Genomic DNA, 12301 nt, shown 5'->3' with positions numbered 1-12301 from the left:
TCCTCCTTTACAGAAAAAGAAAGAAAAGAGGACTCATAAAAACGAATACATCGATGTGTAACCTTTTTTGGTTTACTTAACAGTTTTCTGCCGTTCAATGTTCACATATCCCTCCTTCACCCTCGTATTCGTGTTTTTTAAATCCTAATCGAGAAAGGGCGGGTTTACGTGTCGTCAAAATAACCACACACCTTCGCAAAAACCTTAATAGCGCTGAATGTAATAGTAAGCCATCATGCAACCAGAAGTGCTGCTCGGCAAGGTGGTGTGCTCGTCCTCGGCTTCAACGTGCTCGACGACTACGTTCTTCAGGCTTCTTCTTAGATCATGCAATGCAAATGCTCTTCAAGCTTTAAAGGTGTATCTTTAGTCATGGACGCGACAGGTGAGCACCGTATCTGGGAGGAATTGAAGGCGATACGTGCGGAGCTGGAATACATAAAAGCGCACATGGTGGATGCAGATACGATCCTCACTCCGGACGAGGAAGCCCAGTTAGAGGAGGCGCTCACGGAGTATGAAGCGGGCAAAGCGGCGAAGCTCAAGGACGTGTTTGAGCGCGAGCTGAATAAATGACCGCTTTTGAGCTGTATCTCAGTACGGCTGCCCAGGCTTATCTGAAGAGGGTAGCTAAACCAAAATCACGAGAAAAGATGTCAGAATCGGAAACAGAATCTTACTACTTCGAATTGCAAGCTTCGTGGGGTCTGACCAAGCACATGGGGGGCCTCGAAGCCACCAGAGAGCTAATCGAGGCATGCAAGATTAATAACGATTCACATGTTCTGGATGTCGGGTGCGGTGTTGGCATAACTGCGTGCTACCTGGCCGAAGAGTACGGTTGTAACGTGGTCGGTATTGACCTTTCTGAGCTGATGGTCGAACGGTCGAAGGAACGAGCCAAACGAAAAAATGTTGAGGACAAGGTTGAATTCACGATAGGGGACGCACAGAATCTTCCCTTTACGGAGGGGGTTTTCGACGCGGTTATGTGCGAGTCGGTGGTTGCATTTGCAAAGGACAAACAGCAGGTGATACGCGAGTATGCGCGGGTGACCAAACTAGGAGGGTACGTTGGGATGAATGAGGTGACCTGGGTGGAGACACCGCCGCCAGAATTGGTTGCATACCTATCCCGCGCTTTAGGCCACGCAGAGTTCTTAAATCCTGCTGGGTGGAAGGTGTTATTGGAGCAAGCGGGACTTACCGGCGTAGCAGCAAGGGTTCACAAAACCAGTGCTTTACGGCAATGGGTTAGTGAAGTTAGACAGATGGACCCCCGCGACTACGTAGGGGCATGGGGTAAATTTCTCTCCCTCTGCTTCAAGAGTCCGGCAGTCAGAAAGTGGATAAAGGAGATAAGCATTCCGCCTCGAAGCATTTTTAGACTTTTTAGATATTTCGGATACGGGCTATACGTCGGTAGGAAGTAAAAGAGCTAGAGCCGCCTGAATGAAAAGAGAGCACTCCGGTACGTTTGTTCGTTCCGCCTCTTGTGCTCTGGTTTTGGTCATGCTGCGTATCAAAACCTAAATAGGGTTGAAGTTAATCTTAAGGCATCATGCAACCGGAAGTGCTGCTCGGTAAGGTTGTGATGCTCATCATCGGCCTGGTCTTGCTCGTCAAGGGCTCGGACTTCTTCGTCAAAGCTGCGGCGGCGATCGCGACGAAGCTCGGCGTCTCCGAGTTCGTCATTGGGCTCACCCTTGTCGCGATAGGCACGTCCATACCTGAATTGGCCTCCTCGGTCGCCGCCTCACTACAACAACAAAGCGATATCGTCATGGGCAATATCGTCGGCTCGAACATCGCCAATATCGGCCTGATTCTCGGGGTCGCCGCTTCTATTGCCGTCATCAAGACGCGGGAAGAGATGCTGAAACGGGACGGCTACCTCATGCTCTTCGCCGCGCTCGTGCTCTACCTCTTCATCCTCAACGGTACGATCTCGCGCTTCGAAGCCGTAATATTTCTGCTGCTCTATCTCGCGTACATCCTGTTCCTGTTAAAAGAGAAGCCGCAATTCAAGGGTGCATACGGCTTCAAAGAGTTCCTCACCTATTTCTTCAAGTTCGAGTACGTGCGCACCGTAATCAACGCCGTCTCCAACCGCCGCCAGGAACGGAACAATGACAAAAGCGCTTCTGACGAAGCACGCGCGAAAGAACTCAAAACCGGGTTTGTCAAGGATTTCGCGGTCCTGGTACTGGGCGGCGCGGCCGTTATCGTCGGCGCTAAGTATCTCATTGCCGAGACGGTCTTCTTCGCCGAGTATTTCCTGATCTCGAAGATGCTGATCGGCATAACCATCGTGGCGGTCGGCACGTCTCTACCTGAACTGAGCGTCTCGGTTTCCGCCGCGCGGCAGGGGTACGGCGACATCGCGGTTGCCAATGTCATCGGCTCCAATATCGCCAACATCTTCCTGATCCTGGGTGTCTCCGCTTTAGTATTTCCGATCGCCGTCACACGTGAAACGCTGGCCGTTATCGCGCCGTTTATGATTCTCATGACGGTCCTGCTGCTGATATTCATAAAGACCCGGTGGGAATTGAGTCGCGTAGAAGGACTCGCGTTGCTTGTTTTATACGGTGCGTTTATGGCGGTCCTCGTCGCAACGACGTATGTAGGGTAGGTAACTGAACGTGCTTGTTGTCTTGCTTGCTTACAGGCCGAGGCGATAAGAGTTTAATCACGTAAGAACCAAAAGTATGAGCAACCTATGGTAAGCGGCGAGGAAGGATAGAGAGAGAGCGTGAGCGTGAGATTCGCGGTTAAAGATACCCTGACGGAAGAAGAGATCCAATCAGGCCTGAGCAGTGTTATCAAAGATGGTCTGGCCGCACAAACGATGGTAACGCTCACGGGCGGTGCCTTTTTGGTCGCCTTTGCCTTGATGCTTGGCGCTTCTAACCTGGTCATCGGGCTCGTCGCCGCCATTCCGCCCTTGGCGCAGCTCATACAAATACCGTCCGTTTACTTTGTCGAGAAGTTCCGTGTGCGGAAGATCATCTGCGTGTACTCGATTATTGTGAGCAGATCCTTCTGGGTACTCATCGCGCTGATCCCCATCATATTCCGTAGCGAACTCTGGTTATCCCTTCTCCTTGCTGCGCTCCTGCTCTACGCGGCCATTGGCGCGATCAGCAGCAGCGGCTGGAACTCCTGGATGCGTGACCTCGTACCGCAAGCGCGCCTCGGGACATTCTTCTCGAAACGAATGCGCCTGGCGACCGGATTGGGCATCCCGCTCAGCCTCGCTGCGGGCTTTTACATCGACTACTGGAGTAAGCTGTACCCTGAGTACGCGCTCTACAGCTATTCAATCCTCTTCTTCTTCGGGTTCCTTGCGGGCATGCTTGATGCGTACTTCGTATCAACCATACCGGAGCCGCGAATGCCGTCGATCGAGGAACCTCCGGCCTTCTTCACGTTGATCTCGAAGCCCTTTAAGGACCTCAATTTCAAGAACCTCATCCTCTTCCTGGGCTCCTGGAACTTTGCCGTCAATTTGGCCGCGCCCTTCTTCACCGTTTACATGCTCCAACGATTGGAATTGAACATATCCATCGTTATCACCCTCCTCGTCGTGAGTCAGCTCATGAATATCGCATTCTTACAACTGTGGGGGCGAACCTCAGACCGCTTCAGTAACAAATCGGTGCTTGGCGTCAGTGGGCCGCTCTTCATGGTCTGTATCTTCGCCTGGACCTTTACCACCCTGCCCGAAAAGTACGTATTGACTATGCCGCTCCTGATCGCCATTCACATCTTTATGGGCATTTCCATCGCCGGCGTTACCCTCGCCTCCGGCAACATCGGCCTGAAATTGGCGCCACAGGGGCAGGCAACTGCGTATTTGGCTGCTACGAGCTTCATCAATTCGATCGCAGCGGGTATCGCCCCCATTATCGGCGGCTTCTGTGTTGACTTCTTCGTGGGCCGCGAACTTTCGTGGACGCTCAGGTGGATAAGCCCCGGTGGAGAGCTGGCTCTTCAAACGTTGAACCTCCGCCAGTGGGATTTCTTCTTCTTCCTTGCGTTTTTAATCGGGCTGTACTCGATTCACCGATTAGCGCTGGTAAAAGAGGTGGGGGAGGTTAAAGAGAAGATTATCGTCCATGAGCTGATCTCGGAGATAAAAAGACCGTTACGGAATTTCTCCACCGCCGGTGGACTCCGCCAAATGGTCCACTTCCCCTTCTCCATTGTGCGAAGCACGTTTGAAAAAGTGCGCGAGAAGAAAAATCATAAAATCGGCATCGAGAAGAGAAACGAAAAAGCGTGCGGTAAACACTAGATGCCGCTTGCTTCGGTAGCACTACTTTTTGCCAGCTTGCTGTAGTCGCAATTCCGGGAAGCCGACGATATCCACGGTCGCCGATGCGATCTTAACCGTCTCGGACTTCCGCAGCTCCTCAAGAATCAGTTGGCCTAATGTATTCCGTATCACCCGTCTTTTCCGTACATCGGTGATGTACCGGATGTGAAAGGTGATCCAGTTGTCGGTCAGCGTCAAATAGATCTCGGGCTCGACCGCCCGTACCGTGAGATAATACTTCTCGCCAAGCTTTAAAATCTCTTTTTCCGCCTCGTCCGCCATCGTTTTCGTCTCCGCTGTAATAATACGGCGTATGGTAGTCGCCGCTTCTTGCCAATCGCTATCATACGTGATTGGAAGCTCGAGTTCGTCCCAGATGAAGTTGTTGTCTTTCGTGTAGTTATTCACGATACCGGCTAAAACAACCCCATTGGGCATTACGGTTAGCCTGCCGGTCGCTTGATCGCCCGCCACCCACTCCCGCAATTCCAAGAGGGTAGTGTACAAGATGCCGATATCGATCACGTCACCGATCTTCGCGTTGAGTTCGATTCGATCGCCAACACGGTAGATCCCGGTGACAAAGATGATTATCCCGCCCGCAAAGTTCTTGAAAAAGTCCTGTAAGGCAATAGCGATTCCCGCCGCTATCAGGCCATACGAAACGAGCAGTGTCTGCGTGTGCTCCACCCATATCCTGATGAGTGCGAGCACAATACCCACGATATAGAGAATCGAAACGGTCTTTCTGAACGAGTACCGGGCCTTCGCTTCTTTTATGTTCCTCACAACGATCTCTTCTATGACCGATTTGAAGACGAAATAAAGTATCGTAACGGCAAGAAAGGTGTAAAAGCCCTTTTCCAGATAGGCATTTGGGTACTGGAACTGGGCGAACCAGAACGCACCCGTGATAATGACAAGGGTTATGAGACTAACGACCTTTTTTATCATCTATACGCTCCTCCGCTCCTGTTCTGTTCGCCCATAATGGGCAGTTCCGGCGCTTTTATGCCCCGCTTCGCAAACTCATTCCAGGTCCTCCGGGTCACTTCTGACTTGAACTCGAACTCGTACCGTAAATCGTAGACATACGCCTTGGCCCGGAGACGACGGTAAAACGGGAAATCCTCTAAAAGCACGGTAAACGGCCGCTTTTTGGAGATGTACACGTATTTCGAGGTGACAACCGCTTCTTTTAAAATCTTCAGGCCTAACTCGGCATCGGAATCAGGGTCTATAAATAAGTCGATGACCACCATCATCTCGGGACTGCCTGCACTTGCACTCGCTACTGCCTGCGTGAAAATCAAGTAGTTTGGTGCCGACACAAGATTATCATCCGGCGTTATCAGCCGGGTTGCCCGGATCCCGATATCACTGACCTCGCCATAATAGCCCCCGATTGTGACTTTATCCCCAATTTGATACGGTTTCTCGACGGTGATTACGAGACCGCCGACGACATCGGCGAAGAGATCCTTCAGACCGAAACCGATCGCAGCACCGAGCAGCCCTGAGAATGCGACGAGCTGGGTTGACGAGAGGCTCAGGATCGACGCTGCAATGTAATAGATCGCGATGCCATAAATAGAGAATTTCAAAAGCGGTATCACCATTTTGACGGTTATCCGGTACTCCCCTGCTCGTTCTGAAAACCGTGTGAGAAGATACGCGATGACACGCGTTATCAGATACGCAATGATAAGGATCAAAATCGTACTCAGAATCGTGCCGAGATCAATGCTCTTCAGTGGCACATCAACCAACGTCGTATCGGCCATCTTACCAGATCACCCCTGCTTTTTTCAGGTAGCCTACTACGCACTTCAAGGCTTCGGGATTGAGCGTATAATGCTCTTTATCAACGGTGATTAAATCCTGTTGCACTAATCGCGAAAGTACCTTATCTACCGTACCATCGCCGCTCAGTGCAACCAATTCCTCCTTGGTAACCGATTCTATTGCGAGGATGCAATACAGGATAAAGGATTCGGTATAATCAAGCTCGATCTTGAAGGAGCACTCCTGTATATAACTCGGTTTGATCGTGGGATACTGAAGGCTCTTTTCCCAGATCACTTTGGCAACGCCAGGATTGCCATTCGAATAATAATTAAGCAGCTCAAAAATGATGTCTTCGGCCGTTTTTTTCTCTTTCTTCCGTGATAACCAGAATCTGAGCAGATTGAAATTGAATGTTATAGACGGAATGTTAACGGTTATCCCCAGCGGTTTTACCGTGACCGGGACTCTGCTGAACGTAATGAACGCTTGATTCTCGGACTTAACGTCATCGACGAATTGGATTTCGTCCTCCTTATAGCGTGATACGATCAGCTCTTTCGTTTCCTGTGTCGTGAATTTCGGAAGCTTCAACTGGACGGGAAAGAACTGGCCGACATTGATCACCTCGTCAAGATAGTTCCAGGCATAGAGGTTCCAGGTCGTTATGAACAGGTTATCCGAGGATAAGACGGATTTCAAGAACTCATCGAGAATGTCAAAACCACCGATCGCGCGCGTAAAAAGGAAATGGCAATGATCAACGATCACGATGCCTTTTAACTCTTCCGGTAACCGTACCGCATCTTTATTCTTGATCAGTGATGATAAGAGCAGTTTCGTTACCTTATGAACGGTCATCTTCTCTACCGCATTGACCAGCGTGGTTCGTCCCGCGAAAGGCTCTGCTATGATCGCTATATTCGATTTCCGCCCCGATTCGAACTCCACTATAGTCGTCCGGATACGCTCGATCTCCTCTTTAAACCCTACGAGATTATCAAAACCTTCTTCAGTACCGTTCGTCATCGCCCCTGTCTGTTACCGTAACCCGTCCCTTTTTCTTTACGTTTGTTCTCGTCGAACATATTAGTTTCGCTTACTTCATACTTTCAGTTTGGATGTACTTTTGTCATCCGTTCGTTCATCTTCTCATAGTTAATGAAATGGCCGAAATTACGAATTAAACGTATCTATGCTAATACTATTGGTAAATGGGGCGCACGCTTTTATCGTCAGTCCGCTGTGCTCTAATAGTAACTCAGCATACAAATGTAATCCTTCCTTTGCTAAAGTCTTTATAGTTAGAACTACATTAGAATATCTCGCAAGAGGTCTCATGTACGGCTACTATAATATTCCTTTCGGACTTGAGGAAAGCGGTGTCTCGCTATCCCTTGAAAAGGACGGAGAGAACTTCATTTACCAGAGCGTATCCGGCGGTGCACGCGTGGATAAAATTGTTCTGGCTCGCACTGGTCACGTGCTCATTAACCCCATCGAGCCGATGCACAAGCCCACGGAACTGACCTCGTTTCTTCTTGTCGAGTTAGATAAGACGCTTTTGGTCGAACCCGCGCAGACGAAAGAAATCTTCCTTACGTATCCCATAGAGATAGGCGTTTTCATATCGTCGGGTACCGTCGTTGAAGTCCTTGATATCTTCACACTCGCACGGCAGAAGTTCACGCTCTATGGCGATCCGCGAAATGGCGTTATTTGCAAATACTGGAGCAGCAACGTTTATTCCTCTCTACCCGCCGTTGATCCGCTCTGTGAGGGCGTTATAGAACTCAGCATAACCAATACGACCAGAGAGTGGGTAAAAGTAACGAAAGCCGTCTTCAACGCCTACGGGATGAAGATGTATTATAACGATGCCCGCGTCGCGATGAAGGCGACCATGAAAATTATGCACGGGAAAATTGCAGAGACGGATTTTGTTGACGCGCCCGTAGAACAAGGAATGAAGAAGTCCATGGAACTGTACACCGCAAAGAAGCTCACTGTTACATCAACGAAATTTTTGATGGGGTGGGGCTTATGATACTCGAAACGGTGGTTTACGGTGACGTCACACTCTTGGATCTCCTTAGAATTCTCGTGATTCTTATTATTACGGTCGCCATAGCAAAAGGCTTAACGCTCAATATTAAAAGGTGCCTTCGGGATAAGGTAGACAAGTATCACATCGAGGTGATCACCAAAGTCGTTTATTACGGTATCATTGTTATTGCGGTGCTCGCTGTTCTTCCAATACTCGGGATCAAGCTCTCTGGTTTGCTGGTTGCGGGTGGTATTGCAGGCATAGTAATCGGTATAGCGAGTCAGAGTGTCGTGGGCAACCTGATAGCCGGGCTCTTCTTGATGATCGAGCGACCGATGAAAATCGGGCAGTCGGTCAACATAGCGGGAATTGCGGGAGTGGTTGAAGACATCCGCGTTATTTCGACCACGTTAAGAACTTTTGACGGGTTATACGTGCGGATGCCCAATGAAAAGGTCTTCACGACCAATATAACGAACTACGTGGAGCATGCAGCCCGGAGGGTCGAGTATATCGTGGGGATACGATACAGCGACGACGCTGATAAGGCCATAGGAATCATACGGAATCTCAGTGAAGAGCACCCGCTCACCCTTAAAAGCCCAACGGGCGATATTTTTGTGGATAACCTCGGCGATAACGCGGTTAACATCGTCGTGCGATTATGGGTACCGTCTACTGAGTGGTATAGTGTGAAAAAGGAGCTGCTCTGGAAGATAAAGAGAGCGTTAGAGGACGAGGGGATAGAGATCGCCTTCCCGCAGCGCACGGTCTGGTTCGCCAACGAGCTCCAGAAGCAAGAGCTTGACCGTTCAGAGGTTTCCGAATCGGGTTCGGAATGATTTTCTTGGCTTTAAATAGTGGGAGCTGCTATAGGGATGTAATGCATGATGACCAGGAAGAAGGGATGGTTGATCGTCTTTGAAGGCTTGGATGGCTCAGGATTGTCAACGCAGGCTGCGCTTTTGGCAGAGCACCTTCGAGAGAACAATGAAAAGGTTATGCTGACCAAGGAACCGACCACTTCGCCGATTGGAGAGCTGATAAGGTCTGCGCTTAAACGTGACCGGAAGTTCCTGTTGTACGCATTACAATTGCTCTTCGCGGCGGATCGTGCGGAGCACCTGGAGAAAGAGATCGAACCAGCGCTGCAGGCAAATGAAATCGTCATCTCTGACCGGTACATTCTGTCATCCTTAGCGTTTGGCTCCGTGGATAACGACGTCGAGTTTTTAAAGCAGATCAACGCACGGTTTAGATCGCCGGATCTCACCATTATTATCGACACGCCGCCACGAGTGTGTCGGGATCGAATCGTCAAAAATCGAGATAACATCGAACTGTTCGAGGAGGAGAAGCGGCTGGAGAAAGTCCGGGAGCGGTATCTGGCCCTTAAAGATTACTTTGATAATACGGTTATCCTAGCAGGTGATAGAGCGAAGGAAGCGATCGCAAAGGATATACAGGGCATAGTCGCACGGATCCTCACGGATTCCTGAACCTCTACTTTACTTTACCTTACCTGCCGTAGGTACGTGTAGTAGATTGATTTTTTCTATTCTATTGCCTGGGTCTCGTGTCGTGTAGTATCCGTCGAAACAAACCCTAGAGCCCATTACCTGCCTATCTATCCATCCACATGCCCGAGACGAAACGAGTAGTTTATTTAATAGATCGCGACGAGCTGGATCTCAAACGTGAGGTCCTTTCCAGCCAAGGGATGGTTAGCATCTAACGTCACGTTCGATTCCGATACACCAATTACCGTGGCTACTACTACCTGGCCATCCGGTTGGCGGCCTTCTAGCTGCTGTCCGATTTCTGGTTCCAGGTCTGCCGGGAGCTGGCTCCGATCAACCTCCGCCACCAGATCCTCATGGTATGGACCGTACGCTTTATTCTCAGGAATATCGATCGTTTTCGTTTCGTTCAGATCCATGCCGAGGACCGCTTCTTCAAAGCCGGGGATCACCTGACCCTCGCCAATAGTAAATTCCAGCGGGTCATGATCGATTGAGGAATCAAATATCGAGCCATCCTTCAGTTTGCCTGTGTAGTGCACCTTAACGGTATCGCCATTTTTTGCCTGTGCCATTCTTTTCATCTCCTCTTGGTTTTGCTGCCCGTACACCCCTAAGGCGCATACCTATAAATAGCTTGCCAGATATTTTGCACCACGTAATCCGAAATCACAAGCATCCCTGTTTTTGTCTTACACAGTCCCATTTTCACTGCCCGGGTATTACACGATCCGTCTTTGCTTCGCGTCAAGCACACCCAACGTGGACACACGCACGCCGACCAATCGTACCTGCTTTCCCTCCCCTTTTTCACGAATGACGGTCTGCATCAATTGTTTCGCCGTTTTCGTAACCGTGGGCACGTCCGAATGGATAGCCCTGAACGTTTTAGCCCGCGTATGCACGGTGAAGTCGTCGAACTTGACTTTTATCGCGACCGTTTTGAATAAGAACCCTTCTCGCAGTAGGTGGCCATGAACGCTTTCTGCTAAGGTCTCGATATGCTGGTTTATGATGCCCAGGTCGCTGGTGTGCTCGTCAAGCGTTGTCTCGCGGCTTAACGATTTCCGCTCCCATTTCTCTTCCACTTCGCTTTCGTCCACTCCTCGCGCCACCTGATGAAGCCGCCACCCGTATTTGCCAAACTGCGTGACGAGTTCCTGCACGTCACAGCGCGCAAGTTGTTGTATCGTCTCGATGCCCCTCTGTTTCAGCAGCTCGGCAGTTTTCGGGCCCACGCCCGGGATCTTCTTCACGGGTAAGGGCGCCAGGAATGCTCGTGCATGCTCGTTCTCGACAACGGTCAGGCCGTCCGGTTTGACGAAATCAGAAGCGATCTTTGCGATGATCTTGTTCGGTGCGATGCCAATTGAACACGTCAATCCTTCCTGCTCCAGTATCTCCTTTTTTATCGCCTGCGCGTACGCTCGCGCCTCGTCCCAGTCGTGCACTCTGGTGCTAATGTCGAGATACGCCTCGTCAATGCTCACTTGCTCGAATTTAGCCGCGTACGTCCTCAAAATATCCATTATCCGCGCGGATGCCTGCTTGTAGAGCGTCATATTCACGGGGAGGAAAACGGCATCGGGACAGAGTTTGTACGCTTGAGAGAGCGCCATTGCGGAATGCACACCGTATGCTCGCGCTTCGTATGAGCAGGTGCTCACAACGCCTCTAAAACGCTTCTCGCCTTCTTCGGCGGCTTTCTCCTCTCTCGGCTGGATTCGACCACCGACGATCACGGGTAAGCCCTTCAAGTCCGGGTTCTCTCGCACTTCGACTGCGGCGAAGAAACCGTCCATGTCCACGTGCAGTATGACCTTCATATTAGCTTCACATTCTAGTACGCACAAGAAAGGGTATTAACTCTAATCCGAGAGCTTCTTACAATTCTTCGGGCATTTCAAAATATTCCCTAAATATTCTTTCACCAAATTCTCCGTTTCGCTTCTTCCCAAAATCTACATAGTTCCCGATAAATCGCTCATACGTCACTTTTTGCTTCTTATAATTCTCTTTAGTTTGCTCATCAACTTTTTCTCGACCAATAGCTCTAATTTCTCTTACTGGCTCAACGATGCAGTGCTTGTTGTATATATCTAAAATTGAGTCAAATTCATTTACAAGAAGAGAAAAGTCTTCCTTAGTTCTGTCAAAACGCTTAAGTCTTTCTTTGTAACAATTAAATAGATTATAAAAGTCATCAGTTCTTAGATACGATACACCTCTAAATGCCGGATTCCCGAATAAATCTTTTAAAGCGTATGGAATATTATCACTCCTACTTTGGTTCACAAATTCACCAAATATCTCTGTAAAGTGTTTAAACTCGCCGAAGTATTTCCTTGCGAGAGCATTACACTTCATTATTTCTCTTCTTTTTTTGATAAAATCATAGATCTGATGTGCCAAAAATCCATAAATGAGAAGAGCAAAAATAGTAACAAGGAGAGAGATAACTGCCACATAATAGAGATTTGCGGGCAATGAGGCACGTGCAGCTATAATACTTATAAGAAGACCAGTTAAAGCCGCTATTATTACCGCCAATGGAACCAATTTACTTTCCTTCCCTTTTGTTGCTGCTGTTACTGTAGACATCTCTTCTTACTCCTTCTATAATCAAAT

The 12301-nt window shown here is 49.3% G+C and carries 13 protein-coding genes; 7 read left to right on the top strand and 6 right to left on the bottom strand.

What is annotated here, in order from left to right:
- Positions 1–372: 372 nt before the first annotated feature.
- From JW878_09635 to JW878_09620, 4 genes are all read left to right on the top strand, one after another.
- Positions 373–576 (top strand): hypothetical protein, encoded by a 204-nt coding sequence (locus tag JW878_09635; GenBank protein ID MBN1763315.1) that lies wholly within the window; start codon positions 373–375, stop codon positions 574–576.
- Complete coding sequence (locus JW878_09630; GenBank protein MBN1763314.1) at positions 573–1433, top strand: class I SAM-dependent methyltransferase; 861 nt, start codon at positions 573–575, stop codon at positions 1431–1433. Before JW878_09635 ends, JW878_09630 begins: the two co-directional genes overlap by 4 nt.
- 128 nt (positions 1434–1561) lie before the next feature.
- Positions 1562–2635, top strand: coding sequence for a calcium/sodium antiporter (locus JW878_09625; protein MBN1763313.1), 1074 nt, complete (start codon positions 1562–1564; stop codon positions 2633–2635).
- 216 nt (positions 2636–2851) lie between these two features.
- Positions 2852–4300, top strand: a complete 1449-nt coding sequence (locus JW878_09620) for an MFS transporter (GenBank protein MBN1763312.1) — start codon at positions 2852–2854, stop codon at positions 4298–4300.
- A gap of 21 nt (positions 4301–4321) precedes the next feature.
- On the opposite strand, the gene JW878_09615 is transcribed toward JW878_09620, so the two are convergent.
- Genes JW878_09615 through JW878_09605 form a run of 3 tightly spaced genes read right to left on the bottom strand, consistent with a single transcriptional unit; the run spans position 4322 to position 7135 of the window.
- Complete coding sequence (locus JW878_09615; GenBank protein ID MBN1763311.1) at positions 4322–5272, bottom strand: mechanosensitive ion channel family protein; 951 nt, start codon at positions 5270–5272, stop codon at positions 4322–4324.
- Positions 5272–6105, bottom strand: a complete 834-nt coding sequence (locus tag JW878_09610; protein ID MBN1763310.1) for a mechanosensitive ion channel — start codon at positions 6103–6105, stop codon at positions 5272–5274. The genes JW878_09615 and JW878_09610 overlap by 1 nt, the downstream gene beginning before the upstream one ends.
- A 1-nt stretch (position 6106) precedes the next feature.
- Complete coding sequence (locus JW878_09605) at positions 6107–7135, bottom strand: hypothetical protein (protein ID MBN1763309.1); 1029 nt, start codon at positions 7133–7135, stop codon at positions 6107–6109.
- Between the two features lie 310 nt (positions 7136–7445).
- Here JW878_09605 and JW878_09600 point away from each other — a divergent pair, with 310 nt between their 5' ends.
- The 3 genes from JW878_09600 to tmk are packed head-to-tail and all read left to right on the top strand — an operon-like array spanning position 7446 to position 9652.
- A complete protein-coding gene (locus JW878_09600) occupies positions 7446–8153 on the top strand; it encodes a DUF432 domain-containing protein (GenBank protein MBN1763308.1) in 708 nt (235 codons plus the stop codon).
- Complete coding sequence (locus JW878_09595) at positions 8150–8995, top strand: mechanosensitive ion channel family protein (GenBank protein MBN1763307.1); 846 nt, start codon at positions 8150–8152, stop codon at positions 8993–8995. The genes JW878_09600 and JW878_09595 overlap by 4 nt, the downstream gene beginning before the upstream one ends.
- Positions 8996–9040: 45 nt before the next feature.
- On the top strand, positions 9041–9652 hold the full coding sequence (gene tmk, locus JW878_09590) for a dTMP kinase (GenBank protein MBN1763306.1): 612 nt from the start codon (positions 9041–9043) through the stop codon (positions 9650–9652).
- Between the two features lie 167 nt (positions 9653–9819).
- Here the strand turns inward: tmk and JW878_09585 are convergent, their stop codons facing one another.
- The 3 genes from JW878_09585 to JW878_09575 all read right to left on the bottom strand — a co-directional run bounded on the left by JW878_09585 (position 9820) and on the right by JW878_09575 (position 12274).
- Positions 9820–10248: a peptidylprolyl isomerase gene (locus tag JW878_09585; GenBank protein MBN1763305.1), complete on the bottom strand. Its 429-nt coding sequence runs from the start codon at positions 10246–10248 to the stop codon at positions 9820–9822.
- 147 nt (positions 10249–10395) lie between these two features.
- The gene (gene dinB / locus JW878_09580; GenBank protein ID MBN1763304.1) at positions 10396–11499 is read right to left on the bottom strand and encodes a DNA polymerase IV; all 1104 of its coding nucleotides are present in this window, start codon (positions 11497–11499) and stop codon (positions 10396–10398) included.
- A 58-nt stretch (positions 11500–11557) separates the two neighbouring features.
- Positions 11558–12274 carry a hypothetical protein gene (locus JW878_09575; GenBank protein ID MBN1763303.1) on the bottom strand — a complete coding sequence of 239 codons (717 nt, stop codon included), beginning with the start codon at positions 12272–12274 and terminating at the stop codon, positions 11558–11560.
- Positions 12275–12301 lie beyond the last annotated feature (27 nt).

This window comes from Methanomicrobia archaeon (genome assembly GCA_016930255.1).
Taxonomy (GTDB): Archaea; Halobacteriota; Syntropharchaeia; order Alkanophagales; family Methanospirareceae; genus JACGMN01.
This window is presented reverse-complemented; position numbering and strand designations above follow the sequence as displayed.

Excerpts from the sequence above, each read along its gene's own strand:
- JW878_09620 (MBN1763312.1), top strand. The coding sequence starts at position 2,852 with ATGGTAACGCTCACGGGCGGTGCCTTTTTGGTCGCCTTTGCCTTGATG.
- JW878_09595 (MBN1763307.1), top strand. The coding sequence starts at position 8,150 with ATGATACTCGAAACGGTGGTTTACGGTGACGTCACACTCTTGGATCTC.
- tmk (MBN1763306.1), top strand. The coding sequence starts at position 9,041 with ATGATGACCAGGAAGAAGGGATGGTTGATCGTCTTTGAAGGCTTGGAT.
- JW878_09630 (MBN1763314.1), top strand. The coding sequence starts at position 573 with ATGACCGCTTTTGAGCTGTATCTCAGTACGGCTGCCCAGGCTTATCTG.
- JW878_09610 (MBN1763310.1), bottom strand. The coding sequence starts at position 6,105 with ATGGCCGATACGACGTTGGTTGATGTGCCACTGAAGAGCATTGATCTC.
- JW878_09625 (MBN1763313.1), top strand. The coding sequence starts at position 1,562 with ATGCAACCGGAAGTGCTGCTCGGTAAGGTTGTGATGCTCATCATCGGC.
- JW878_09605 (MBN1763309.1), bottom strand. The coding sequence starts at position 7,135 with ATGACGAACGGTACTGAAGAAGGTTTTGATAATCTCGTAGGGTTTAAA.
- dinB (MBN1763304.1), bottom strand. The coding sequence starts at position 11,499 with ATGAAGGTCATACTGCACGTGGACATGGACGGTTTCTTCGCCGCAGTC.
- JW878_09635 (MBN1763315.1), top strand. The coding sequence starts at position 373 with ATGGACGCGACAGGTGAGCACCGTATCTGGGAGGAATTGAAGGCGATA.
- JW878_09585 (MBN1763305.1), bottom strand. The coding sequence starts at position 10,248 with ATGGCACAGGCAAAAAATGGCGATACCGTTAAGGTGCACTACACAGGC.
- JW878_09600 (MBN1763308.1), top strand. The coding sequence starts at position 7,446 with ATGTACGGCTACTATAATATTCCTTTCGGACTTGAGGAAAGCGGTGTC.
- JW878_09575 (MBN1763303.1), bottom strand. The coding sequence starts at position 12,274 with ATGTCTACAGTAACAGCAGCAACAAAAGGGAAGGAAAGTAAATTGGTT.